This is a genomic window from Pseudomonas sp. JY-Q, from assembly GCF_001655295.1.
Classification (GTDB): Bacteria; Pseudomonadota; Gammaproteobacteria; order Pseudomonadales; family Pseudomonadaceae; genus Aquipseudomonas; species Aquipseudomonas alloputida.
In genome coordinates this window covers 3335644-3358862 of sequence record NZ_CP011525.1, presented here as the reverse complement: position 1 = coordinate 3358862, position 23219 = coordinate 3335644, and the positions used below count along the sequence as shown (strand labels likewise).

The window sequence follows — 23219 nt, the reverse complement described above, 5'->3', positions numbered from 1 at the left end:
GTTACTGCTGCAGAATGGCGTTGAGCGATTCGAGGACTTCGGCGGTTAGCAGGTCGAGGCGGTAGCTGTAGTAGCTGTAGGCGCAGACCATGGCGATGACCGAAATGACCAGCGGGGTCCACCAGGGCCACTGCCAGCGGCGCATACGGTGGGGGCAATGGACGACGTTGCTATAGGGGTCGCTCACTGTTTGCGGCGTGGGGCCACGCAGTTGGCGAATGACCTTGTGCATCCGGCTGATCAGCGCGCTGAGGATTTCATCGCCCTTGGGGTCAAGGGCGTATTTGCCTTGCAGGCCCAGGCAAAAGCAGAAGTACAGGAACTCCAGCACATCCTGGAATTCCTTTGGCGATTGCATGATGCGCTCGAGCAGCACGAAGATCTTTTCGCCGCCCTGGGTTTCGTCGTGGAAGATGCTCAGCAGCGGTTCGTGGCTCCAGCACGAGTTCTGGCCCCAGGGGCGGGTCATCACGGCCTCGTCCAGGTGCAGGCACAGGGCGTAGGAATAGACTTCCTGATGGATCGCGCAATAGCCGTGCTGTCGCATTTCTTCGCGAATAGTACTGACCTGTGTTTGCACGGTCTTGTGCACGAACTGGATGTTGGGCAGGTCATCCAGCGTGCGCAGGCGAATGACCAGGCCGAACAGCTGGCTTGCCGCGTCGAGCATGAGGTTGTCGTAGCCGCCGCGTAGCTGAAAGTCTGGATCGGCCGGGTAGCCGGGTAGATCGGTTGCGTATTCAGGACCCGCGCCGTCAGGAGGCGGTGGGGTTTCGTTTATGTCTTCGAGCAGGATTGGCTTTTGGGGGGGGGGCACTGGTTTGCCAGTGCGGTCGGACTCTTTGGGCATCCTTGATCCTCGTCTCTTGGCAGCTCAAACACTCGCGGTGGCCCCCCGCGTCCATGCGGTCGGGCATTAGCAGTTGCGAAAGCCTGAAGAGTAACTAGGAATCAATTTTTGTGGGAGATTGAAAGTTCCTAAAGCATTGTAGGAAGTTTCTTTGGAAGTTGTTGTCTAATTATTTCTGTCAAAAAATGAGTGATGTTTTATAGAGGGCTGATTTTTCTCATGACTGTTGTGACCACGTCTGCAAGTGCTGCGGCGCAGCATCAGATAGGACTGGGCTAAGTTCAGCCGCCTGCAGCGCGATGCGTCCATAGAAGAGCAAGGCTGTTGCCCAGGTTGTAAGCCAGACAAAGATCCCGGCCCAGAACGTATGAGACATGTAGTGCCAGCCCTGTAATACTCGGGTAGTGCCGTACACGAACCCGATCAGCAGAATGGCCACCAACAACTTGCGAGCATGTGCCCACCGATGGCGCAGGGCCACGAAATACAGCGCCAACAGCGTAAACCCGCTGGATGCATGGCCACCCGGCCAGCAACGGCCATCGCCGGGCTTGCTCCATAAAGAGAAGTTTTCGAACCATTCGACCCGGGGCTGCGAACCGCCATACAGCGTGGTTTCCACAGGGCAATACACGCTGGTATGGCTTTTCAGGTAGTGAATCACGGTGGTGCTCAGCGCGAACGCTACCACCACGAACAACAGGTCGCGTCGGTGTTGGGTGGTAAAGCGCAGCACCGGTGCAATACGGACCTTTTCCAGCGCCCGGGCAAGGCCCAGTTGGGGGCGGTTGGCCAAGCGCGGCCAGATGAACGACAGCAAGCTGCCTATGACGGCCAGTTCACCGGTCCAGTCCGGCAGGATGCGTGGCCATTTGTGAGTGACTTTCTCGAATAACGGGTTGTGCAGCAGCGGGAACTGGCCAGTGGCCGGGTCAAGCAGCAGGTTGCTGATCCAGCGATCGAAGTCTGTGAGGTCGAAGGCCATGAACACAATGGCGGCCAGCAATAGCGGCAGCAGCAGGTTGTTGCGGTAGAAGGTGGCGCGGGAGGGCATGTTCAGAGTTCCTTGGCATCAATGAGTGTGTGCCATTCACTGGCCGCCATTTGGCCCAGCACCTTCGTCTTGCCATCGTTGCCACGCGTGATGAACAGGGCGCTGGCATAGCTGTTCGCTGTTGCGCTAGAAGGCGCTTTGAGTGCCTGCTCCAGTTGCTCCATGCAGCCGCTGTGGCTGACCAGCACGAGGTTGTGGCCTTTTCGCTTGAGGGCAAAGGCATTTTCGGCAAAGTGGCCGTCACACTGATTAAGCCAGTCTTGTGTGGCAATGGTTTTACCGAACATGGCTTGTGCGGTCTGCCGGGTTCGCACCTCTGGGCTGGTCCAGACATCAACTGCGCCCAGGCCAAGGTGTTGCAACCCGAGGCCTATATCGGTGGTCGCCTGCCTGCCCGCGACGGTGATGCCGCTGGGGTCATTCAGGCACGCCTCACTGGAGCGGTCGCAGCGTTCGGCATGGCGCAATACGACAATCACCGAGCCTTTCGCCCAATCGGTATACAGCCCACTGTGCTGCAGGTGATGGGGATTGCCCAGGTTGGGGATGGCCGCGCGCTGCTGAGCCCAGGCTGCCGCTACGTCGAGCAAGAGCAGCAGGCACAACACCACCCATTGCGCTGTGCCCCAAGGCCATCGGTATATTGGCCCAAGCCGTGAAGCGGGGGAGTCGTCGATCACGTCGTGCAGCATGTTTGCCACTCCAGTCAGTCTGCTCCATGCAAGAGCGTCGGCACTGTAGGCAGTGGAATGTCGGCAGAGGGTGAGGTGGGTGTGAAAAAAGCCTTGCGCTGATGGGCGTGCGGTGGAGGTCAAGCCGGGTGAGAGGGTAAAAATGAAACCGGTTTCAAAACCTGTCTGAACGCGCTAGATTATTCGGCTGTCTTCTTGATGGCCTATCAAGATCACCTCTTTATTGAAAATCAGATGGCGCTTATCAAGGCCACCCCCACAGCCGATGAGGATTCGCAATGCCTGAGCATGCCCCAGACAACCCGCGCAGGGATTTTCTGCGCAAGACCTTGACCCTGATCCCTGTCGTTACAGTGGCCAGTACAGGGCTTGGCGTGGGCGCCAGCCAGCTGCTTGCGGCCCCGCAACCGCATCAGCAACCGAAAGTGCCGGCCACGCCGCCTGCGGGCAATTATCAACCGACATTCTTCAGCGCCGAAGAATGGGCTTTTGTACAAGCCGCTGTGTCGCGCATCATCCCGGCCGATGAGCTTGGCCCAGGGGCACTGGAAGCTGGCGCCGCCGAATTTATCGACCGGCAAATGAACACCCCCTACGCGACTGGCGCACAGTGGTACATGCAAGGGCCCTTCAACGCCGACGCCCCGCCCGAGCTGGGCTACCAGCTGCAGCTCAGCCCGCAACAAATCTACCGCCTGGGCATCGCTGCCGTGGACGGCTGGTGCAAGGCCAATGGCGGACAGGTTTTTGCTGCGCAAGATAGCGCTACCCGGGACCGCATTCTCAGCAAGTTGGAGGCAGGAGAGCTGGTTTTCGAAACCGTTCCGGCCAAGGTGTTCTTCAGCCTGCTGGTGCAAAACACGCGCGAAGGGTTCTTCTGCGACCCGATTCATGGCGGCAACAAAGGCATGGTCGGCTGGACCCAGATCGGCTTCCCCGGCGCCCGCGCCGACTTCATGGACTGGGTCGAGCGCAATGAGCCTTACCCGTTCCCGGCTGTATCGATCCGTGGTGAGAGGGCCTGAGGCATGGCGACTGTGTTGAACAAAGTAGATGCGGTGATCGTCGGCTTCGGCTGGGCCGGTGCGATCATGGCCAAAGAGCTGACCGAGGCCGGGCTGCACGTGGTAGCCCTGGAACGGGGGCCGATGCAGGATACCTACCCCGAAGGCAGCTACCCGCAGGTGATCGATGAGCTGACCTACAGCGTGCGCAAGAAGCTGTTCGTCGATGTATCGAAAGAAACCGTCACTGTCCGCCATAGCGTGAATGATGTGGCATTGCCCAATCGCCAGCTGGGCGCATTCCTGCCGGGCAAGGGCGTGGGGGGCGCGGGCCTGCACTGGTCGGGTGTGCACTTCCGGGTCGACCCCGTCGAGTTGCGCCTGCGCAGCCACTATGAAGAGCGCTACGGGCGCACGTTCATTCCCGAAGGCATGACCATCCAGGACTTCGGCGTCAGTTACGAAGAGCTGGAGCCCTATTTCGACTTTGCCGAAAAGGTCTTTGGCACTTCGGGCCAGGCCTGGACCGTCAAAGGCCAGGTGGTCGGTGAAGGGAAGGGCGGCAACCCCTATGCGCCAGACCGTTCCAACCCGTTCCCGCTGCCCGCGCAGAAGAACGTTGTATCGGCAAGGCTGTTCGAAAAGGCTGCCACCCGTCTGGGCTACAAACCCTACAACCTGCCGTCGGCCAACACCTCGGGGCCATACACCAACCCCTACGGGGCGCAGATGGGGCCGTGCAACTTCTGCGGTTTCTGCAGCGGCTACGTGTGTTACATGTACTCCAAGGCCTCGCCCAACGTGAATATCCTGCCGGCGCTGCGCCAGGTGCCCAACTTCGAGTTGCGGCCCAATGCCCATGTGCTGCGGGTGAACCTGGACGACAGCAAGCGCAAGGCCACCGGCGTGACCTACATCGATGCCCAGGGGCGCGAGGTGGAGCAGCCGGCAGAGCTGGTGATTCTGGCGGCTTTCCAGTTCAACAACGTGCGTCTGATGCTGCTTTCCGGCATTGGCAAACCTTACGATCCGGTAAAGAACGAAGGTGTGGTCGGGCGTAACTTCGCCTATCAGAACATGGGGACAGTCAAGGCGTTCTTCGACAAGGACACCTACACCAACAACTTCATCGGCGCGGGTGGCAATGGCATTGCCATCGACGATTTCAACGCCGACAACTTCGACCATGGCCCGCACGGCTTCGTCGGCGGTTCGCCAATGTGGGTGAACCAGGCCGGTAGCCGGCCGATTGCCGGTACCTCCAACCCGCCGGGGACGCCGGCCTGGGGCAGTGCCTGGAAGAAAGCCACGGCCGACTACTACACCCACCAGGTGTCGATGGACGCCCACGGCGCCCATCAGTCCTACCGTGGCAATTACCTGGACCTGGACCCCACCTACCGCGATGCCTACGGTCAGCCGCTGCTGCGCATGACGTTCGACTGGCAGGAAAACGACATCAAGATGAACCAGTTCATGGTCGATAAGCTGAGCAAGATCGCCCAAGCGATGAACCCCAAGGCCATTGCCGTGCTGGGCAAGCAGGTCAAGGACCACTTCAACACCGCCAGTTACCAGACCACCCACCTGAACGGCGGGGCGATCATGGGCACCGACCCCAAGACCAGTGCACTGAACCGCTACCTGCAAAGCTGGGACGTACACAACGTGTTCGTTCCGGGCGCTTCGGCGTTCCCGCAGGGGCTGGGTTACAACCCGACCGGGCTGGTGGCTGCGCTCACCTACTGGTCGGCCCGCGCCATCCGTGAGCAGTACCTGAAAAACCCCGGTCCGTTGGTCCAGGCTTGAGGAGCGATGAGCATGAAGACACTGTTGATCGCCACCCTGGTGCTGGGTGCCGGCGCGGCTGCACAGGCCGTAGCGAATGACGATGCGCAGGTACGCCTGGGCGAGTACCTGGCCCGCGCCGGTGACTGCGTGGCCTGCCATACCGCCAAAGACGGCAAGCCCTTTGCCGGTGGGTTGCCGATGGAAACGCCGATTGGCACGGTGTACTCCACCAACATCACCCCGGCGGCCAGTGGCATTGGCCAGTACAGCTTCGAAGACTTCGACCAGGCCGTGCGCAGGGGTATTGGCAAAGACGGCAGTACGCTCTATCCGGCCATGCCATACCCGTCGTATGCGCGGGTCAGCGAGCAGGACATGCAGGCGCTGTACGCCTATTTCATGAAGGGCGTGGAGCCTGTCGAGCAGGCGAACAAGGCCTCTGACATTCCCTGGCCGCTGAGCATGCGCTGGCCACTGGCAATCTGGCGCGGCCTGTTCGCACCAGAGGCCACGCCCTGGCAGGCATCGGCGACAGCTGACCCTGTGGTGAACCGCGGTGCGTACCTGGTCGAGGGCCTTGGGCATTGTGGCGCTTGTCATACGCCGCGGGCGCTGACCATGCAGGAGAAGGCCCTGAGCGCGGCCGATGGCGAGCAGTTTCTGGCCGGCAGCGCACCGCTGGAAGGCTGGATTGCCAAGAACCTGCGTGGTGATCACAAAGACGGCCTGGGCAGCTGGAGCGAAGCGCAGTTGGTGCAGTTTCTCAAGACTGGGCGCAGTGATCGCAGCGCCGTGTTCGGCGGCATGAGCGATGTGGTCGAGCACAGCATGCAGCACATGAGTGATGCCGACCTGACCGCTATCGCCCGCTACCTGAAAACCCTGCCGCCGAGTAATCCGAATGACCAGCCGCATGTGTACGACAAGCAGGTCGCGGATGCGCTATGGAAGGGTGACGACAGCAAGCCTGGGGCGGCGGTGTACATCGACAACTGCGCGGCCTGCCACCGCACCGACGGGCAGGGCTACACCCGCGTGTTCCCGGCTTTGGCCGGCAACCCGGTGGTGCAGACGGCGGATGCCACATCGCTGATCCATGTGGTGCTCGCCGGTGGCACGGTACCGGCAACGCACACTGCGCCGTCGAACTTCACCATGCCGGCTTTCGGCTGGCGTCTGAGTGACCAGGAGGTTGCCGAGGTGGTGAATTTCATTCGCAGCAGCTGGGGGAACCAGGGCAGTGCCGTCACCGCCGGTGATGTGAAGTCGCTTCGCTGACGTGTTTTTCTGCGCCCTCGCCCGTAGGAGCGGATTTACCCGCGAACACGGGCGAAGCCTGTGCCATCCCTAACCTCGATCCCGTAGATCTAAATCTATTAATATCAATGACCTATACAATATTCTTAATGCGATTTAAAATTTCCTGTCTTCGTGCCCGACCAACGGCCTGTTGACGAATCCGCGCATTTTTGCTGTATTGAAACCGGTTTCATCACTATTAAAACAATCATAAGGAAAACCCATGACCGACGCGCCTGCCCATACCCGCGAACGGGTCACCATCAGCGAAGTGGCGCGTGTTGCTGGCGTTTCCAAAGCCACCGTCTCCCGTTACATCGGTGGCGACCGCCAATTGCTGGCCGAAGCCACGGCCAAGCGGCTGGAAGAGGTCATCGAACGCCTCGGCTATCGCCCCAACCAGATGGCTCGCGGCCTCAAGCGCGGCCAGACGCGACTGATCGGCATGCTGGTGGCCGATATCCTCAACCCCTATTCAGTGGCCGTGATGCACGGCGTGGAAACCGCCTGCCGTCAGCATGGTTACAGCCTGGTGGTGTGCAACACCAACCGCGACGACGAGCAGGAGCGTCACCACCTGGTGGCCCTGCAGAGCTACAACGTCGAAGGGTTGATCGTGAACACGCTCGGTCACCACCCCGGCGAACTGCTCAACCTGCAGCGCGACATCCCCATGGTGCTGGTCGACCGCCAATTGCCCGAGCTGAATGTGGACCTTGTCGGCCTGGACAATGCTGACGCAGTCGAGCAGGCCCTGGACCACCTGCAGGCCCAGGGCTACCGCGACATCCTGGCGGTCAGCGAACCCCTCGATGGCACCAGTTCACGCCTGGAGCGGGTGCAGGCATTCGGCGCGTCGATCAGCCGTCGGCCAGGCATGCGTCAGCAGGTACTTGAAATCAGCGCCGGGCTGCAGGGCCAATTGGCTTCGTTTCTTGCCCACAGTGGTCATGGTCCGCAAGCCATCTTCACCTTCAACGGCGTTGCCACCTTGGCGGTGACCCGGGCCCTGCTCGAGGCCGGGCGCAACCTGGTTGCCGATGTCGGGCTGATCGCCCTCGACGACCTCGACTGGTACCCCTTGGTCGGCAAAGGCATCACCGCGCTGGCCCAGCCCACCGAGCGTATCGGCGTGGCGGCCTTCGAAAGCCTGCTCGGTCGTTTGCGCGGCGACAGCGGCGCAGCCCGGCGCATCGACTTCAAGGCCAACCTGATCATCCGCGGCTCAACCCAACCCCAGTAAGAAAACGGCAGGCTTGTGCCTGCTGTTGATCAAAAATGAAACCGGTTTCATAAGGATAAGAACAATGCAAGCGAACCCCGTTTCCATCAGTCTCTCCAGCTACGGCGCTGATGTTGTGCGCCAACGTGGCCAGGAGCAGTTTCTGGACCTGCTGGCAGCCGCTGGCGTCAGCCGCGTCGAATTGCGCGAAGAATTGTTCGCCAGTGCACCGGACGCAGCTGCGCTGGGTAGGGTCATTGCCGCGCTGCGCCTGGAATGCCTGTATTCCACCCCCCTTGAACTGTGGACCGCGCAAGGCGTGCCCGACCCGCTGCTGGTGCAGAAGCTGGAAATAGCCCGGGCGCTTGGCGCAGTGGCGCTGAAGGTTTCCTTGGGGCACTTCGATGAGCACTGCGATGTGACGGCCCTGGCGTCGCTGCTGCCTGCCCATGGGCCTCTGTTGCTGGTGGAAAACGATCAGACCGCACAAGGTGGCAGGATCGAACCGATGCTGCAGTTTTTCCAGCGTGTCGACCTGCTTGGGCTGCGCGTGGGCATGACGTTCGATATCGGTAACTGGCAGTGGCAGGGCGAGCCTGCGCCGCAAGCTGCAAGACAGCTAGGCCGTTGGGTGCGCTATGTGCATTGCAAGGCTGTGCAGCGCCGGGCTGATGGCCGTCTGGTTGCCATACCGCCGCAAGCAGCGGACCTGCAAGCGTGGGCAGCGTTGATGGCCGAGTTCGCGCCGGGCGTGGTGCGCGCCGTCGAGTACCCCCTGGTTGGCGAAGACCTGCTGGCGCTGACCCGGGCCCAGGTGCGTCACCTTTCTGCACTGGGCGCGGCGCAGGAGCTGGACCATGCATGAACATGACGTGCTGTGTTTCGGCGAAACCATGGCCATGTTCGTCGCCGAGCAAGCCGGCGATCTGGCCGGTGTCGGCCAGTTCGGCAAACGCATCGCCGGCGCCGACAGCAACGTGGCGATCGGCCTGGCGCGGCTGGGTTTCAAGGTGCGCTGGCTGAGCCGGGTAGGTGACGATTCGTTGGGCCGTTTCGTGCTCGACAGCTTGCGCTGCGAAGGCCTGGACTGTTCCGGTGTCGAGGTGGATGCCAACTACCCGACGGGTTTTCAGCTCAAGGCCCGCTGCGATGATGGCAGCGACCCGGCAGTGGAGTACTTTCGCCGCGGTTCGGCGGCCAGCAGGCTGTCACCTGCGATGGTGAGCCCCGTTTGGCTGCAGGCTCGCCACGTGCACGCTACCGGTATTCCGCTGGCGCTGTCGGACAGTTCGCGGGCGCTGTCCCACGCGCTGTTGGACGGGATGCGCGCAGCCGGTCGCAGCATATCGTTCGACCCCAACCTGCGCCCCTCGCTGTGGCCCGATCAAAGCAGCATGGTGCGTGAAATCAATGCCCTGGCGGCCAAGGCCGACTGGGTTTTACCGGGGCTGGAGGAGGGGCGGTTGCTGACCGGTCAGCACACGCCGGCCGATATCGCCGCGTTCTACCTGGACCAAGGGGTGGAACTGGTGGTGATCAAGCTGGGCGACGCTGGCGCCTACTTCCGCAGCGCCAAGGGCGAAGGGCAGGTAGCCCCCGTGCCAGTCAGCCGCGTGGTGGACACCGTCGGTGCAGGTGATGCCTTTGCCGTCGGTGTGCTCAGCGCGCTACTGGAGGGCCGTCCGGTAGCCGAGGCGGTAGCGCGCGGCAACTGGTGCGGCAGCCGTGCCGTGCAGTCGCGGGGCGACATGGAAGGGCTGCCGCTGCGCCATGAACTGGAGGCCTACGACTTGCGCAGAAGCGCGTGAAGGCCCCAACCCGAATCACCTGTTGCAACAAAAAAAACAAGCTCAGGAGCAACAAACCATGCAAAGCCAAAGCCTGGCACCGCGCCGCTGGTGGTACATCATCCCGATCGTGTTCTTTACCTACAGCTTGGCCTACCTGGACCGCGCCAATTACGGCTTCGCCGCCGCCTCCGGTATGGCCGAAGACCTGCACATCACCCCCGTGCTTTCGTCATTGCTGGGGGCGTTGTTCTTCCTCGGCTACTTCTTCTTCCAGGTACCTGGGGCGATTTACGCCGAAAAGCGTAGTGTGAAGAAGCTGATCTTCGTCTGCCTGATCCTTTGGGGCGGCCTTGCCACGCTTACCGGCATGGTCAGCAACGTCTACATGCTGATCGGTATCCGCTTCCTGCTCGGAGTGGTGGAGGCTGCGGTCATGCCGGCCATGCTGGTGTACCTGTGCCATTGGTTCACCCGGGCCGAGCGTTCGCGCGCCAACACCTTCCTGATGCTGGGCAACCCGGTGACCATTCTGTGGATGTCGGTGGTGTCGGGTTACCTGATCAAGCATTACGACTGGCGCTGGATGTTCATCATTGAAGGCCTGCCCGCCGTGATCTGGGCGTTCTTCTGGTGGCGCCTGGTGGATGACCGCCCGGCCCAGGTGACCTGGTTGAGCGAGCAGGAAAAGGCCGCCCTGGCGCAGGCGCTGGCTGCCGAGCAGCAGGGTATCAAGCCTGTAAAGAACTATCGCGAAGCGTTCCGCTCGCCGCAAGTGATCATCCTGGCGCTGCAGTACTTCTGCTGGAGCATCGGCGTGTATGGCTTCGTGCTGTGGCTGCCGTCGATCCTCAAGCAGGCGGCGAACGTCGATATCGTGCAGGCCGGCTGGCTGGCCTCGGTGCCCTACCTGGCGGCGGTGCTGGCGATGGTGGGCGTGTCTTGGGCGTCGGACCGCCTGCAAAAGCGCAAGCGCTTCGTCTGGCCGCCGCTGCTGATTGCCGCGTTGGCGTTCTATGGTTCTTACGCCTTGGGCAGCGAGCATTTCTGGCTGTCGTATGCATTGCTGGTGGTTGCTGGCGCCTGTATGTACGCACCCTATGGCCCATTCTTCGCGATCGTGCCCGAGATCCTGCCGGCCAACGTCGCAGGCGGCGCCATGGCGCTGATCAACAGCATGGGGGCGCTGGGCTCGTTTGGCGGTTCGTGGCTGGTGGGCTACCTCAATGGGGCTACGGGCGGGCCCGGCGCCTCTTATCTGTTCATGTGCGGTGCGCTGCTGACTGCAGTGGCGCTTACCGCTGCGCTCAATACTTCCCAGACCTCTGGCCGAGCAAAGCGCGATAGCTCGCGTCTGGCCATGAACCATTAGGAAATCTGCAATGAAGAAGCGAATCGTCCTGTATAAACGGCTGTCAGACGACTTGATGGCACGCCTGCAAGATCGCGTCGAGGTGACCTGGGTGGACACCACCCAGCCCGATGGCCTGGCCCGACTGCGCGATGCGTTGCCGGGGGCGCACGGGTTGCTGGGGGCCAGCCTGCGCCTGGATGCCAGCCTGCTCGACCTTGCCCCGCAACTGGAAGTGGTGTCGAGCGTTTCGGTGGGCGTGGACAACTACGACATTGCTGAACTCAGCAGGCGTGGTGTGATGCTTACCAACACGCCCGACGTGTTGACAGAAACCACGGCCGACACAGGCTTTGCCTTGATCCTGGCTACCGCCAGGCGGGTGGTGGAGCTGGCGAACTGGGTGCGTGACGGCCGTTGGCAGGCCAACCTGGGGCCGGCGCATTTTGGCAGTGATGTGCACGGCAAGACGCTAGGCATCGTCGGCATGGGCCGCATTGGCGAGGCCCTGGCCCGGCGCGCGGCCGCTGGCTTTGGCATGCGCGTGCTGTATCACAGCCAGCGTGCCAAGCCCGAGGTGGAAGCACGCTATGCCGCATGCCAGTGCAGCCTGGATGAGCTGTTGCAGCAGGCAGATTTCGTTTGCCTGACGGTGCCGTTGAGCGCTAGCACCGAAGGCCTGATAGGCGCACGGGAACTTGCGTTGATGAAGCCTGAGGCAATCCTGGTGAACATCTCACGCGGGCGTGTGGTGGATGAGCAGGCGCTGATCGAAGCGCTGCGGGCCAGGCGCATCCGCGGTGCGGGGCTGGACGTGTTCGTGCACGAGCCGCTGCCGAGCGACTCGCCGCTGTTGCAGCTTGATAACGTGGTAGCGACCCCGCACATCGGCTCGGCGACCGAGGACACCCGCCAGGCCATGGCGCGTTGCGCGGTGGACAACCTGCTCAGCGCGTTGGCCGGTGAGCGGCCGGTAAACCTGGTCAACGGCTGACGCGCCCCGGTTCCCACAGGGGCGCGCAGCCTTTGAAACGGTCAGCGGCAGTTGCCTGCCTTGCGATACCCCGCTGCCTGCGCTTCACCTTCGTTTGCGAAGGTAACCTGGTTCTTCGCTGCAACCTGGTTGTAGCCCGGGCAGCCGACTGACAGGTGATAGACGTGGCTGTTGCGGTTGCCAAGCACGGCGCCGACCGAACCGGCGCTGGCCAGGCTTGGTTTGGCCTCTGGCTTGGCTGCTTTTACCGGCACCGCCTCTACCACGCCGCTGCCAACCGGCTTGTAGCCGGCGGTCCACTTGCGTTCGCCGCTTACGAACGGGTTGGCATGGCCCATGATCGCGGCAATGCGCCGGTCGCGTTCTTTCTCCCAGGCCGACACCGGGTGTTGCTTGTCCCAGGCCATCAGCAGCTGTTGCTGTTGGCGCGACATGTTCAGCTTGTAGCGGTCGAACATGTAGAACGTGGTGCGGGCCACCAGGCCTTTGACTTCGTCACGCGGTTCGGCGGTGCGCTGGACGAAATCGACCTTGGTGGTGCATTGGCCGTATTCGCCGGCATTGCCAGTGACCATGCCGTAGTTGAAGTTGCTGCGGTCACCGTTGACCTCACCCACGGCCGGGTAAAGGTTGAACAGGTCGGCCTCCATGGCGCGGAACACCGGGTCGTTGTCCACGCAGTGCTCACGGCCGCCGTTCTTCCAGCACTGGCGCTGGTTGCCGAAGGTGTGGGCGGGCACGATGTGTTCCCACTCGGTGCGTTCGGCACGGTTCTGCTGCTTGCGCGTCTGGTAACCACACGAGGCGGCATCGATGCGCCCGCCAGACTTGCCCACCCAGGTCCATTTGCAACCGCAGTACAGGTCGCCCATGGCACTGCTGGCCTGGTCCAGGTAGACCTTCTGCTTGGCCACCACCTTGGCTTCGGTGAAGGTGGCCGGCGGGTTGGCCAAGGCAGGGAGGGTAAAGGAAAATAATAAGGTTACGGCGTAAAGCAGTGATTTCATGGGGAAAACATATTTCAGGTTGGGCCGCGCATTGTAATGGTTTCCCCGGGGCTGACCAGCTCGCGGAGCCATACCAATGGTCGGCCAGGGTCATCGCTGCCCATACGGCTGAAGGTGGCTGAGTCGAGCATGTCCCGCACCTGGGTGCCCATGCGCAGCAGGTGCTCGACGAAACCGGCACCGACGTCACCGTAATCCTCCAGGGAAACCCCGCTCTGGTTGTGCTGGATTGCCAGGTGGTAATGACTGACACCATCGCCGTTGCCGCTACCGCCCAGTACCACCGTGAAGCGTGGGCCAAGCAGGGTGGCCAGGCGTTGCTGCACCAGATCGAGCAGGGCGACGGGTATTTCATCTTCGCGCAGTGATGTAGGGAAACAGGGTGTGAACGGAGGCATGAGGGTGTCCTGCTGGGCGGGGTTCGAGTGCTGGCCAGCTTAGGCAAGGTGACTGTCAACTTGGGTAAAGCGGGGGTAAAAGCGGGTAATGCTCAACCCCCGTGCTGCGCGGTTCATTTCATGAGCAGCCTCAGAAGGTCTGCCCCAACGAGAACTGGAACACCTGGGTTTCGGCGTTATCCGGCTTTTTCAATGGCGCCGCCAGGCTGAAACTCAGCGGCCCCATCGGGCTGTACCAGGTCACGCCAACCCCCAGTGACACAGCCATCTGCGCCAGGTCGACGCTGCCGCAGCCTTGGGTGGTGGACAGGTAGCAGGTGTCGGCATATACGTTGCCGGCATCGACAAACACCGAGCTGCGCAGCTGGCTCTGGTCCTTCACGAAGGGCAGCGGGAACAGGTACTCGGCACCGCCGGTAATCAGGATATTACCCCCCAGCACATCGGTGTCGCGGTCGGAATAGTAAGCCTGCCCAGCGCTGGAATAGGCCCCGGTAGCCGGTGTGCTGCGCGGGCCGAGGGTGCCGTCCTTGAACCCGCGTACCGAGCCCTGCCCACCGGCGGTGTAGCTTTCATAGAATGGCAAGCCGTCGGTGGAGCCATAGCCGTTGCCGTAGCCCAGGTTGGTGTGCAGGCGCAGCGTGGTGTTGCTGGTGACCGGCAGGAAAGCCTGGCCGTCGTAGTCGAGCTTGTAGAACGACAGGTCGCTGCCAGGGGTGGTAGCCATCAGCGTCAGGCTCTGCGAGTGGCCCCGGGTGGCTAGCACGCCTTTGTTGAGGGTAGATTCCGACCAACCGATCGACGCCTTGAGGTTGTTGAAGCTTTTGCCTTCGCGGGAGATGAAATCGTAGATCTCGTCAGCGCTGTAGGTGCCGGGCGAAATGTCGTCGTGCTGCAGGGTCAGGCCGTAGGTCAGGCGCGAGGTTTCGTTGATCGGGTAGCCGAAGCTGACCCCGGCGCCGTAGCTGTTGATTGCATAGTACGAAACCCCATCGTCGTAGTAATCGCTGTAGTCGGTGGTGTTGTAGAACAGGTTGTAGCCCAGGCTCACGCCGTCGGCGGTGAAGTAGGGGTCGACGAAGCCGAAGTTGTACTTGGTCTGGTATTCCGAACGGGTCAGGCCGATGGACACCTTGTTACCGGTACCGAGGAAGTTGCTCTGGCTGATCGAACCACCCAGGATCAGGCCGGCGCTCTGGGCGAAACCGACGCTGGCGGTGATCGAACCCGAGGCCTGCTCTTCGACGCTGTAGTTGACGTCGACCTGGTCGTCGGTGCCAGGCACCTGCGGGGTCTCGACGTTGACTTCCTTGAAGAAGCCCAGGCGCTCCAGGCGGGTCTTGGACTGGTCGATCAGGTAGGTCGACGCCCAGCCACCTTCCATCTGGCGCATTTCGCGACGCAGCACTTCGTCTTCGGTCTTGGTGTTGCCGCGGTAGTTGATGCGGTTGACGTAGGCACGCTTGCCCGGGTCGACCACGAACATGATGTCGACGGTGTGGTCCTGGTCGTTTTGTTGCGGCACGCCGTTGACGTTGGCGAAGGTGTAGCCTTCGTTACCCAGGCGGCGGGTGATCAGCTCGGACGTGGTGGTCATCACCTTGCGCGAGAACACCTGGCCCGGCTGCACCAGCAGCAACGACTTGACCTGGTCTTCCGGCACCTTGAGGTCACCGGACAGCTTCACGTCGCGAACGGTGTATTTCTCGCCTTCGTTGATGTTGACGGTGATGTAGACGTGCTTCTTGTCCGGCGTGATGGACACCTGGGTGGAGGCGATGTCCATGTTGATGTAGCCGCGGTCCAGGTAGTAGGAACGCAGGCGCTCCAGGTCACCGGAGAGTTTTTCACGGGCGTACTTGTCGTCGTTCTTGAAGAACGACAGCCAGTTGGTGGTCTTCAGCTCGAACAGCTGCCCCAGGGTCTCATCATCGAATACGTTGTTGCCCACGATGTTGATGTGCTGGATGGCGGCGACGGTGCCTTCGTTGATCTTGATCTTCAGCGCCACACGGTTGCGCGGCTGCGGCACCACCTCGGCGTCGACCTCGGCCGAGTAGCGGCCTTGGGCCACGTACTGGCGCTGCAGCTCGTTACGCACACCTTCGAGGGTGGCACGCTGGAAGATCTCGCCTTCGGCCAGGCCCGATTGTTTCAGGCCCTTCATCAGGTCTTCGGTGCTGATCGCCTTGTTGCCTTCAATCTCGATGCTCGACACCGACGGGCGCTCGACCACGTTGATGATGAGCACATTGCCATCGCGGCTCAACTGGATGTCCTGGAAGAACCCGGTCTTGAACAAGGAACGCGTCGAGTCCACCAGGCGGCGGTCGTCGGCCTGGTCGCCAACGTTCAGCGGCAAGGCACCGAACACACTGCCAGCGGAAACCCGCTGCAGGCCGTTGACGCGAATGTCGGCGATCCTGAACGGTGAGGCCTGGGCCAGCGTGGCTTTCAGCAGCAGGATGGAGAGCAACAGGCGCGGGTAGTTCATCGGGGGTTCCAGACAAGCGGATTTGGAGGGAGGCGAGCGCGGGCAACCCGCAAGCAGCGGGCGATGAGGATACGGGCGGGCTGTGTACGGCGCGGTTAGCCGAGGGTAAAGATGTGTAAAGTCCGACCGGCCGGCGGTGACAGTGCCGGCGCGTAGGGCGATCATTACCCCCCCTGCAATTGCGATATCTGGCCCTGATGATCCCTGTGCTGCTGGTCGACGACGACCGCGAACTGACCGAAATGCTCTCTTTGTACCTGGCGCGCGAAGGCTTCCAGGCAACGGCCGTGGACACCGGCGAAGAAGGCGAGACCCAGGCGTTGTCCGGTGACTTCCAGGTGGTGGTGCTGGACGTCATGCTGCCCGGCATTTCGGGCATCGAAGTGTTACGCCGCGTGCGAGCGCGCAGCCAGGTGCCGGTACTGCTGCTGACGGCCCGTGGCGACAACATCGACCGCATCGCCGGCCTGGAGCTGGGTGCCGACGACTATGTACCCAAGCCCAGCTCTCCTGGCGAGCTGGTGGCGCGCCTGCGGGCGATACTGCGCCGCGTGAAGCCACACCTGATGGGTGAAACCAGCGCGCCCGAGGTACCTGAACAGGTACGCAGCGGTGCATTGAAAATGTGGCCGGGGCGGCGCGAGGCACGCTGGGGCGCAGCCACGCTGGAATTGACCGGCTCCGAGTTCAGCCTGCTCGAAGCCCTGGCGCGCCAGGCCGGTCAGCTGGTCAGCAAGCAGGACCTGTCGCTCAATGCCCTGGGCCGGCCGCTGACCCGTTATGACCGACGCATCGATGTGCACGTCAGCAGCATCCGGCAAAAACTTGGCCCGCGTGCCGATGGCAGCAGCTGGATCCAGAGCGTGCGCGGCATGGGCTACATGCTGATCGTCGAATGATGCGCCGGCGTCTGTTCTGGAAGCTGTTCCTGGCGTTCTGGCTGGCCAACACCCTGACCTTCCTGGTGGGGGCGGGGGCCTTCATGCTCAATGAGCTGCGCGGCGATACACCCGGGCTGCGTTCGCTGCTGGCCACCGAGCTGCAATTGCTCGAACGGCATGGCGAGCGGGCCGGCCGCCAGTTGCTGGACGTGTCGCCACAGCCGCAGGATGTGCAAGTAGGCCTTTACGACGATCAAGGCCGCTTGCTGGCTGGCCAAACGGTGCACGTGGCGCGTTTCGAGCAGGCACTGCTCGACCGTGACGGCCGCCCGCTGGTGCTGCGCGCTTCGGTGGCCACCCGTGTCGGTATGGCACCGCGCCCACGCAACCTTGGCCCGTTTGTGACAGGGGCGGTGATGAGCGCGCTGTTCGCGCTGTTGTGCAGCTTTTACCTGACCCGGCCGCTGACCTGGCTGCGCGAGGCCATGGGCCAGGTTGCCCAAGGCCGTTTCGATGTGCGGGTCAGGCCGCGGCTGGGCAAGCGCCGTGACGAAATCGTCGACCTGGCCGAGGACTGTGACCGCATGGCCGGCCAGCTCAAGGCCCTGGTGCAGGCCCAGCAGAACCTGCTGCATGATATTTCCCATGAGCTGCGCTCACCGCTTACCCGCATGCATGCCGCCATCGGCCTGATGCGCCAGCAACCTGACCGGCCCGACATGCTGGAGCGGGTCGAGCGCGAGTCGCGGCGCATGGACGACCTGATCGAGCAACTGCTGACCCTGGCCCGTGCCCAGTCCCGTCAAGGCAACAATGACTTCGCCAGCGTGGATGTGGTCGAACTGCTGGCGCAGATCGTCGAGGATGCCCGTTTCGAGGCAGGCATGAAGCAGTGCCAGGTGTCCTTGCTGGCTCAGGGCGCGTTTCTCATGCATGGCCATGAAGAGCTCCTGTACCGGGCTTTCGAGAACGTCATCCGCAATGCCGTGCGCTACACCAATCCCGGCACGGCGGTATTGGTGGAGGCCGCACCGGCACCAGGTGGGCAATGGTTGCAGGTGTGCGTCAGCGACCATGGCCCGGGCGTCGACCCGGCGCGCCTGCAGCGCATCTTCGAACCGTTCGACCGTGGCACCGACAGCAGCGACGGCTTCGGCCTGGGGCTGGCGATCGCCCAGCGTGCCATCGCCTTGCACGGTGGCAGCATCACCGCGCTGGCCGCCGCCACAGGGGGCTTGCGGGTACGCATCGAACTGCCGCAAGCCATTGCTACTTGAAGCCGGTGACCGCGTGGGGAACGTAAGGGGCCTGCAAGCGCGCCACCTCGTCCTCGCTCAGCTGCAGTGACAGTGCGCCCAGGGCATCGTCCAGGTGGGCGGGCTTCGAGGCGCCGACGATAGGGGCGCTAACGCCGGCCCTACCCAGCACCCAGGCCAGCGCAACCTGGGCCATCGGCACCCCCCGTTCGCTGGCGATCTGCTCGACCACATCGATTACCCGGCCGTCCTCCACCTCGGTCTTTTCATAGAACGACTGCCCGGACACATCGGTGCGCGTGCGCTGGGTTTGCTGCCCATGCGGTCGTGTCAGGCGGCCGCGCGCCATCGGGCTCCAGGGCATCAGGCCGACGCCTTGATCCAGGCACAGCGGGATCATCTCTCGCTCTTCTTCGCGGTAGATCAGGTTGAGGTAGTTCTGCATCGACACGAAGCGGCTCCAGCCATGGTTGGCGGCTACCTGCTGCGCCTTGGCGAACTGCCAGGCATACATCGACGATGCACCGATGTAGCGCGCCTTGCCGGCCTTGACCACATCATGCAGAGCTTCCATGGTTTCCTCGATGGGTGTGTGGTAGTCCCAGCGGTGGATCTGGTAAAGGTCGACGTAGTCTGTGCCCAGGCGGCTGAGGCTGGCGTCGATGTTGGCCATGATCGCCTTGCGTGACAAGCCTTGCTCATTGGGCCGGTTGGCGCCTTCCCACATGTTGGCAGGGAAGAACACCTTGGTGGCGATCACGGTTTCTTCGCGGCGGGTAAACTCCCTCAGGAGTTTGCCGAGGATGATTTCCGAGGTGCCGGCGGAATAGCTGTTGGCAGTGTCGAAGAAGTTGATGCCTTGCTCGACGGCATGGCGAATGATCGGCCGGCTGGCGTCTTCGCCCAAGGTCCAGGGATGAGTGCCGGCGTCGGGTTCACCGAAGGTCATGCAGCCCAGGCACAGCCTTGAAATGTCCAGCCCAGTGCTACCCAGCTTTACGTACTGCATCGTCGTCTCCTTCAAGGGCGTGAGTGATGGAGTTAGCCTAACGCTGGCAGGGTTGGGCGAAAATTCCGTATTGATGCATGCGCCATCTGCAAGAATTCACAAGCGTAGCAGCGGCCGCACCTGTTGCTGAAGGAAGTCGGTAACCGCCTTGATCCGCGGCGTGGCACGCACGTCTTCATGCACGGCCAGCCAGATTTCGATGCTCATTGTCTGTTGGGCGCTGCCTGCTTCTTTCAGACCGTGTTCCTGTGCCATGAACGCGGGCAGGCAGGCGATGCCGATGCCGCCGGCACAGGCTTGGGCCTGGATGCGCAGGTCATTGCTGTGCAATGCGAACGGCTGCTGGCCGGCCTGGAGGTTGAGCCATTGCTGTTGTGGGGAACGGGCCTGAGACTCGTCGTAGCCGATATAGCGCCTGACCGTTGCGCTGGCCAGGTAACCGGGCGAGGCATACAGCCGGTAATCCAGGTGCCCCAGCAGGCTGACCACCAGAGTTGGCTCTGTCGGCCTGGCCAGGGCGATGCTGATGTCAGCTTCGCGGCGGACCAAGGATGCCTTGGATTTGCTGCCTACCAGCTTCAGGCGCAGCTGTGGGTAGCGCTGGTACAGCTCGCCCAGGCGCCGGGCGACGATGCTGCCCAGCAGCGCCGGTGGTGCCGAGAGCACCACTTCGCCTTCCACTGTCTGTTGGCCGGCGCTGGCGAAATGCGCCAGGGCAAACGAGGACATGGCCATCTGCTCGGCGAGTTCCGCAACACGTTGGCCTTCGTGGGTGAGGGCATAGGCGCGGGGACGTCGGTCAACCAGCTTGAGCTTGAGCGAAGCTTCGAGCGAGGCGATGCGCCGGGCCACGGTGGCGTGGTCGACACCCAGGGTCTTGGCAGCGGCCGACAGCGAGCCGGCCGAGCTGAAGGCGGAGAAATGGCGCAGGTCTTCCCAATCGAACATGAATGACTCGGCAGTGGCGGGTGCATAAAGGGGTAGGGTAACCCTTTATGACCCTGCCGGCTTCAATGCCCGCCTTTCATCCGCCGCGCCACCAGGTAGATGCCCAGGCCAACCAGCGCAGTCGCGGCGCCGATGTACCCGGTGCTGGTCCAGCCCATGCCGGCAGTGATCGCCATGCCTCCCAGCCATGGCCCCAGGGCATTGGCCAGGTTGAACGCCGCATGGTTCGACGCCGCTGCCAGGCTAGGTGCCTCATGGGCAATGTCCATGAGGCGGATCTGTAGCGGTGCCGCCAGCGCGATCATGGTGCCCACCAGGCCGATGCCCAGCAGCAGGCTCCACAGCGCCTGGGCGGCGAAGGTAAAGAACAGCAGCACGGCGACCGACCATATCAGTACCAAGCCCACGGCGCGGAACTGCAGGCGGTCGAACAGCTTGCCGCCAGCGATGTTGCCGACGATACCGCCCACGCCGAACGCCGCCAGACCAAACGGAATCCACTGTGGCGACACCTGGGTCACGTGCAGCATGGTCGGTGCCAGGTAGCTGAACACGCAGAACATGCCGGCAAAACCGATCGAAGCGATGGCCAGCGCCATCCATACCTGTGGGAGGGCAAAGGCTTGTAGCTCCTTGCGCGGGTCGCTGCGTGTTTCGTCGTGGCGCTGGGGCACGAAACGCCAGACCAGAGCGATGGTGCACAGGGCGATCGCGCCGACCAGCACGAATGCCGAACGCCAACCGAAGTACTGGCCCAGGAAGGTGGCAACCGGGTTGCCGAGCAACATGGCCAAGGTCAGGCCCATCATTACCCGGGCAACCGCCCCCGCGCGCTGATCCTTGGCGACCATGCTCGAGGCGACCACTGCGGCAATGCCGAAGTAGGCGCCGTGGGGCAGGCCGCTGATGAAACGAAATGTGACCAGGCCACCGAACGAGGGGGCAAAGGCCGTGGCCAGGTTGCCCACGGCATACAGCAGCATCAACAGCAGCAGCATGTGCTTGCGCAACAGTTTGGCACCGAGAATGGCCAGTGTCGGTGCGCCAACCATCACCCCCAGCGCATACGCGCTGATGGCATGGCCCACCTGCGGCTCGCTCAACTGCAAATTGCTGGCAATGTCGGGCATCAGGCCCATGATGGCGAATTCGCCGGTGCCGATGGCAAAGCTGCCCAGTGCCATGGCGGCTTCCATCTTGGCGACGGTGTGTTTACTGGGGAGCGGGGGGCGTTCCTGGACTGACATTTGTATCCCTATTGAAACATGCTGAAACGTTCAAGGCGGGATAATAGTCAATCGATGGCTGCAACGTCGAGGATGCTGCCCCGGCTTCCGCGACGTTGCAGCCCGTTTCCTGCTCAGTGCGGGCGCGCTTGCTACGCCCCTGGCTGAAGTGACGGGACCCTGTGGCAGCGGGTACGCCTGCTCTTTTAGACTGCGGGCGGTGACGCGCCAACCCTCGGCAAACGGTGAGTACACGCGCCACACATTCGGTTCACAAGGACAACTGCAATGTCAGATACCCCGCGCAACCCGCTGCTTATCGATGGGGCCGTCGGCCAGATCGAGCTGTTGATCGACTACCCCGACGGACCACCCAAAGGGCTGGTGCTGGTCAGCCATCCGCAACCGCTGCTGGGCGGTAGCCCACGGCATATCGTGCCACTGACCCTGGCACGGCAGCTGCGTGCAGCCGGCTGGCAAGTGGTACGGCCGAGCTTTCGTGGGGTGGGGCAGACGCAAGGCGCGCACGACCAGGGCATCGGTGAAGCCGAGGATTGCATCGCGGTCATCCGTCACTTCAATCAGCAACAGCCCGAGCTGCCGGTAGCGCTGGTCGGGTTTTCCTTTGGGGCCTACGTGTTCGCCCGGGTTGCCTGTGCGCTGGAAGGGCAGTTGCAGGCAGTCGCATTGATGGGGCTGCCGGTGGGGGATGTACCGGGAGGGCGCTATTACGAGCCATTGCCGCTGCCTGGGGATTGCCTGTTACTCCATGGTGAACAGGATGAAATGGCACCGCTGGCCAACCTGCTGCAATGGGCTGGCCCTGAACAACGGGCGGTGTCGGTGTACGCCGGTGCCAATCATTTTTTCAAAGGCTGCCTGGGGCGTGCAGCGGAGCAGGTGATTGCTCATCTCGCCCAGAAGACTGGCCCTCACCGCTCCAGGTAATGCGTCTGTGCAGCAAAATCGATAAACCGCTTGCTGGCCAGCGACAGGTATTCCCCCGAGCGCCAGCACAAGCGGAAACTCATCTGCTGTGCTGGCCGGAACGGCACGCCGACGATGCCTGGCGTGCGTTGCTGCACCGAGCGCAGCAGGGTCGCCACCCCCATGTTGTCCAGCGCGGCCTGCACCACCAGCGAGACGAAGTTGCTCTGTAGCGCCACCTGGTAAGTGATGCCATGTTCGGCGAAGAACGCATCCAGAAGATGGCGTTGAACGAAGGTGCGATCGAACACCACCATGTCGGTATTGCGCAGGTCTTCGGCGGTGAGGTAGGCCTTGCCGGCATAGGGGTGATCCGGGTGCATGCACGCCAGCATCTCGTCGCTGCCCAGCAGGATCGACTCCTTGTCCGGCGGTACACGCCGGGACTCCAGCAGCGCCAGGTCGATTTCCCGTTGCTCCAGGCGATGGCCAATGTCTTCGGCACTGCCTTCGAACACGGTCATGGCAATGCCCGGGTACGACTTGCGGAAGGCGTTCATCAACCCGGGGACGTAGTGCAGGCCGAACATCGGCGGGATACCCAGGCGCACTTCACCGCGCTTGAGGTCGGCCATGTCGCGCAGCTCTTGCCGGGCAACGTCCATTTCGCGCAGGGCAGAGGCAATGCGCGGCAAGAACTGCTCGCCTTCTGCCGTGAGGATCACTTTGCGCGTGGTGCGGTTGAACAGGGTTACCCCCAGTTCTTCTTCCAGCCGGGTGACGGCCATGCTCAGCGCTGGCTGGGCGATGTGCAGGTGCTGCGCGGCTTTGGTGAAGCTGCCTTGCCGGACGATTTCGACACAGCAGCGCAATGCCTTGAGGTTCATTGAGGGGTGCTACCTTTCATGCGGGATGCATTCATAACGAACTGTGATGCTAAGCATCATAACAATATATTTATTATTATTAACCAGAGGGCCTACGATGCGCGCCACTGAGACATCCTGCAACATCTCAGTCACGCAGCTT

Annotated in this window: 21 protein-coding genes; 11 read left to right on the top strand and 10 right to left on the bottom strand. The window is 62.4% G+C overall.

Translation table 11 applies throughout. From position 1 onward, the window contains the following. Position 1: 1 nt before the first annotated feature. From icmH to AA098_RS15245, 3 genes are all read right to left on the bottom strand, one after another. Positions 2–850, bottom strand: coding sequence for a type IVB secretion system protein IcmH/DotU (icmH, locus tag AA098_RS15255; protein WP_064614657.1), 849 nt, complete (start codon positions 848–850; stop codon positions 2–4). A gap of 217 nt (positions 851–1067) precedes the next feature. Continuing rightward, entirely contained in the window at positions 1068–1904 is an 837-nt protein-coding gene (locus AA098_RS15250; protein ID WP_004374964.1) for a phosphatase PAP2 family protein, read from the bottom strand. A 2-nt stretch (positions 1905–1906) separates the two neighbouring features. Beyond that, a complete protein-coding gene (locus AA098_RS15245; protein WP_004374962.1) occupies positions 1907–2596 on the bottom strand; it encodes a histidine phosphatase family protein in 690 nt (229 codons plus the stop codon). Positions 2597–2874: 278 nt separating this feature from the next. Between AA098_RS15245 and AA098_RS15240 the strand changes: the two genes are divergently transcribed. The 8 genes from AA098_RS15240 (at position 2875) to AA098_RS15205 (ending at position 12044) form a co-directional block, all read left to right on the top strand. Next, a complete protein-coding gene (locus tag AA098_RS15240) occupies positions 2875–3621 on the top strand; it encodes a gluconate 2-dehydrogenase subunit 3 family protein (RefSeq protein WP_004374959.1) in 747 nt (248 codons plus the stop codon). Positions 3622–3624: 3 nt separating this feature from the next. Further along, positions 3625–5409 (top strand): GMC family oxidoreductase, encoded by a 1785-nt coding sequence (locus tag AA098_RS15235; RefSeq protein ID WP_004574130.1) that lies wholly within the window; start codon positions 3625–3627, stop codon positions 5407–5409. Positions 5410–5421: 12 nt separating this feature from the next. Further along, entirely contained in the window at positions 5422–6669 is a 1248-nt protein-coding gene (locus AA098_RS15230; RefSeq protein WP_064614650.1) for a cytochrome c, read from the top strand. 244 nt (positions 6670–6913) lie between these two features. Continuing rightward, a complete protein-coding gene (gene ptxS / locus AA098_RS15225; RefSeq protein WP_064614648.1) occupies positions 6914–7933 on the top strand; it encodes a transcriptional regulator PtxS in 1020 nt (339 codons plus the stop codon). Between the two features lie 64 nt (positions 7934–7997). Further along, complete coding sequence (locus AA098_RS15220; protein ID WP_017148327.1) at positions 7998–8777, top strand: sugar phosphate isomerase/epimerase; 780 nt, start codon at positions 7998–8000, stop codon at positions 8775–8777. Next, positions 8770–9720 (top strand): sugar kinase, encoded by a 951-nt coding sequence (locus AA098_RS15215; protein ID WP_004374947.1) that lies wholly within the window; start codon positions 8770–8772, stop codon positions 9718–9720. Before AA098_RS15220 ends, AA098_RS15215 begins: the two co-directional genes overlap by 8 nt. 58 nt (positions 9721–9778) lie before the next feature. After that, a complete protein-coding gene (locus tag AA098_RS15210) occupies positions 9779–11071 on the top strand; it encodes an MFS transporter (protein WP_004574122.1) in 1293 nt (430 codons plus the stop codon). A 10-nt stretch (positions 11072–11081) separates the two neighbouring features. Beyond that, positions 11082–12044 (top strand): D-glycerate dehydrogenase, encoded by a 963-nt coding sequence (locus AA098_RS15205; protein WP_014861723.1) that lies wholly within the window; start codon positions 11082–11084, stop codon positions 12042–12044. A 41-nt stretch (positions 12045–12085) separates the two neighbouring features. Here the strand turns inward: AA098_RS15205 and AA098_RS15200 are convergent, their stop codons facing one another. The 3 genes from AA098_RS15200 to bamA all read right to left on the bottom strand — a co-directional run bounded on the left by AA098_RS15200 (position 12086) and on the right by bamA (position 15943). Next, a complete protein-coding gene (locus AA098_RS15200) occupies positions 12086–13051 on the bottom strand; it encodes an endonuclease (protein ID WP_004374941.1) in 966 nt (321 codons plus the stop codon). A 14-nt stretch (positions 13052–13065) separates the two neighbouring features. Then, on the bottom strand, positions 13066–13449 hold the full coding sequence (locus tag AA098_RS15195; RefSeq protein WP_047605232.1) for a hypothetical protein: 384 nt from the start codon (positions 13447–13449) through the stop codon (positions 13066–13068). Positions 13450–13579: 130 nt separating this feature from the next. Further along, positions 13580–15943 (bottom strand): outer membrane protein assembly factor BamA, encoded by a 2364-nt coding sequence (gene bamA / locus AA098_RS15190; RefSeq protein ID WP_064614646.1) that lies wholly within the window; start codon positions 15941–15943, stop codon positions 13580–13582. Positions 15944–16140: 197 nt separating this feature from the next. Here bamA and AA098_RS15185 point away from each other — a divergent pair, with 197 nt between their 5' ends. Both AA098_RS15185 and AA098_RS15180 read left to right on the top strand, forming a co-directional pair. After that, complete coding sequence (locus tag AA098_RS15185; protein WP_004374934.1) at positions 16141–16842, top strand: response regulator transcription factor; 702 nt, start codon at positions 16141–16143, stop codon at positions 16840–16842. After that, complete coding sequence (locus AA098_RS15180) at positions 16839–18101, top strand: ATP-binding protein (RefSeq protein WP_064614644.1); 1263 nt, start codon at positions 16839–16841, stop codon at positions 18099–18101. The genes AA098_RS15185 and AA098_RS15180 overlap by 4 nt, the downstream gene beginning before the upstream one ends. On the opposite strand, the gene AA098_RS15175 is transcribed toward AA098_RS15180, so the two are convergent. From AA098_RS15175 to AA098_RS15165, 3 genes are all read right to left on the bottom strand, one after another. Next, on the bottom strand, positions 18094–19089 hold the full coding sequence (locus AA098_RS15175) for an aldo/keto reductase (protein WP_004576843.1): 996 nt from the start codon (positions 19087–19089) through the stop codon (positions 18094–18096). The genes AA098_RS15180 and AA098_RS15175 overlap by 8 nt on opposite strands. 96 nt (positions 19090–19185) lie before the next feature. After that, on the bottom strand, positions 19186–20037 hold the full coding sequence (locus tag AA098_RS15170; protein WP_004374928.1) for a LysR family transcriptional regulator: 852 nt from the start codon (positions 20035–20037) through the stop codon (positions 19186–19188). 62 nt (positions 20038–20099) lie between these two features. Further along, positions 20100–21284: an MFS transporter gene (locus AA098_RS15165; protein WP_012052224.1), complete on the bottom strand. Its 1185-nt coding sequence runs from the start codon at positions 21282–21284 to the stop codon at positions 20100–20102. A gap of 267 nt (positions 21285–21551) precedes the next feature. Between AA098_RS15165 and AA098_RS15160 the strand changes: the two genes are divergently transcribed. Continuing rightward, on the top strand, positions 21552–22211 hold the full coding sequence (locus tag AA098_RS15160) for an alpha/beta hydrolase (protein ID WP_012052225.1): 660 nt from the start codon (positions 21552–21554) through the stop codon (positions 22209–22211). Here the strand turns inward: AA098_RS15160 and AA098_RS15155 are convergent. Further along, positions 22196–23077 (bottom strand): LysR family transcriptional regulator, encoded by an 882-nt coding sequence (locus AA098_RS15155; RefSeq protein WP_004374921.1) that lies wholly within the window; start codon positions 23075–23077, stop codon positions 22196–22198. The two genes, AA098_RS15160 and AA098_RS15155, sit on opposite strands and share 16 nt — an antisense overlap. Positions 23078–23219 lie beyond the last annotated feature (142 nt).

Coding starts and splice junctions, on each gene's coding strand:
- AA098_RS15205 (WP_014861723.1), top strand. CDS start 11,082: ATGAAGAAGCGAATCGTCCTGTATAAACGGCTGTCAGACGACTTGATG.
- AA098_RS15170 (WP_004374928.1), bottom strand. CDS start 20,037: ATGTTCGATTGGGAAGACCTGCGCCATTTCTCCGCCTTCAGCTCGGCC.
- AA098_RS15200 (WP_004374941.1), bottom strand. CDS start 13,051: ATGAAATCACTGCTTTACGCCGTAACCTTATTATTTTCCTTTACCCTC.
- AA098_RS15175 (WP_004576843.1), bottom strand. CDS start 19,089: ATGCAGTACGTAAAGCTGGGTAGCACTGGGCTGGACATTTCAAGGCTG.
- AA098_RS15160 (WP_012052225.1), top strand. CDS start 21,552: ATGTCAGATACCCCGCGCAACCCGCTGCTTATCGATGGGGCCGTCGGC.
- AA098_RS15155 (WP_004374921.1), bottom strand. CDS start 23,077: ATGAACCTCAAGGCATTGCGCTGCTGTGTCGAAATCGTCCGGCAAGGC.
- AA098_RS15180 (WP_064614644.1), top strand. CDS start 16,839: ATGATGCGCCGGCGTCTGTTCTGGAAGCTGTTCCTGGCGTTCTGGCTG.
- bamA (WP_064614646.1), bottom strand. CDS start 15,943: ATGAACTACCCGCGCCTGTTGCTCTCCATCCTGCTGCTGAAAGCCACG.
- AA098_RS15250 (WP_004374964.1), bottom strand. CDS start 1,904: ATGCCCTCCCGCGCCACCTTCTACCGCAACAACCTGCTGCTGCCGCTA.
- icmH (WP_064614657.1), bottom strand. CDS start 850: ATGCCCAAAGAGTCCGACCGCACTGGCAAACCAGTGCCCCCCCCCCAA.
- AA098_RS15230 (WP_064614650.1), top strand. CDS start 5,422: ATGAAGACACTGTTGATCGCCACCCTGGTGCTGGGTGCCGGCGCGGCT.
- AA098_RS15195 (WP_047605232.1), bottom strand. CDS start 13,449: ATGCCTCCGTTCACACCCTGTTTCCCTACATCACTGCGCGAAGATGAA.
- AA098_RS15215 (WP_004374947.1), top strand. CDS start 8,770: ATGCATGAACATGACGTGCTGTGTTTCGGCGAAACCATGGCCATGTTC.
- AA098_RS15245 (WP_004374962.1), bottom strand. CDS start 2,596: ATGCTGCACGACGTGATCGACGACTCCCCCGCTTCACGGCTTGGGCCA.
- AA098_RS15165 (WP_012052224.1), bottom strand. CDS start 21,284: ATGTCAGTCCAGGAACGCCCCCCGCTCCCCAGTAAACACACCGTCGCC.
- AA098_RS15235 (WP_004574130.1), top strand. CDS start 3,625: ATGGCGACTGTGTTGAACAAAGTAGATGCGGTGATCGTCGGCTTCGGC.
- ptxS (WP_064614648.1), top strand. CDS start 6,914: ATGACCGACGCGCCTGCCCATACCCGCGAACGGGTCACCATCAGCGAA.
- AA098_RS15210 (WP_004574122.1), top strand. CDS start 9,779: ATGCAAAGCCAAAGCCTGGCACCGCGCCGCTGGTGGTACATCATCCCG.
- AA098_RS15185 (WP_004374934.1), top strand. CDS start 16,141: ATGATCCCTGTGCTGCTGGTCGACGACGACCGCGAACTGACCGAAATG.
- AA098_RS15240 (WP_004374959.1), top strand. CDS start 2,875: ATGCCTGAGCATGCCCCAGACAACCCGCGCAGGGATTTTCTGCGCAAG.
- AA098_RS15220 (WP_017148327.1), top strand. CDS start 7,998: ATGCAAGCGAACCCCGTTTCCATCAGTCTCTCCAGCTACGGCGCTGAT.